The organism is Ideonella sp. P3_A4 (assembly GCF_056403075.1).
This window is the reverse complement of sequence record NZ_JBFUGE010001281.1, coordinates 1-721: the sequence shown is the minus strand read 5'-3', so window position 1 is coordinate 721 and position 721 is coordinate 1. Positions and strand designations below refer to the sequence as shown.

General features: G+C 64.5%; 1 protein-coding gene. It reads right to left on the bottom strand.

The annotated features are described in order from the left end of the window. On the bottom strand, nucleotides 1-721 hold a 721-nt coding region (locus AC1DYI_RS37550; protein ID WP_477209133.1), incomplete at both ends, for a M20/M25/M40 family metallo-hydrolase.

Sequence of the window (721 nt, the reverse complement as noted above, 5' to 3'; positions counted from 1 at the left end):
CCCTGGTAGTTCGTCATGTCCAGCTGCAGCACGCCGACGACCTTCTTGCTCTTGTTCTTGTAGTCGGTGGCGATGCCCTGCGAGCCCCTCAGGCCCACCTCTTCGGCGGCATAGGCCATGAACTGCAGCGTGCGCTTGGGCTTGTAGCCGCTGGACAGCAACACGCGCATCGCCTCTTGCAGCGAAGCGACGCCGGACGCATCGTCGTCGGCGCCTGGGGCGATGCTGTTCTCGTTGGTCCCGCTCAAGAGGATCGAGTCGAGGTGGCCACCGATCACGACGATCTTGCCCGGGTTGGTGGTGCCCYTGATCTCCAGGATCACCGACTTCTGCGGCCAGCTCGGGTGTGTGAACTGCTTKACCGTCACGTCGGTGCGGGTGCCGGCCAGGGCCTTCCAGCTCGCCGCCAGCTGATCGCTCGCTGACACGCCACCGTTGGTCGTGTAGTAGCGGTTCTTGTAGTCGGTCGACAGGTGCACGATGGTCGAGCGGATGTTGCTCTCTTGAACCTGCGCCAGCAGCGGGGTCACTTCGGCATCGTTGTCGATCACGTAGTTGATCAACGGCGCCACGCCCCGCTGGGCCGCCTCACGGAACCCCGCCACGGCCTTGCGCGCATCGGCGCGGCTCGTGTGGACCATGAAGCCGGCGCAGTTCTTCAGCTGCTCATGCACATCACGCGACAGTTGCGGCAGCGCGTCCTCGTCGACCTGCATCAGGT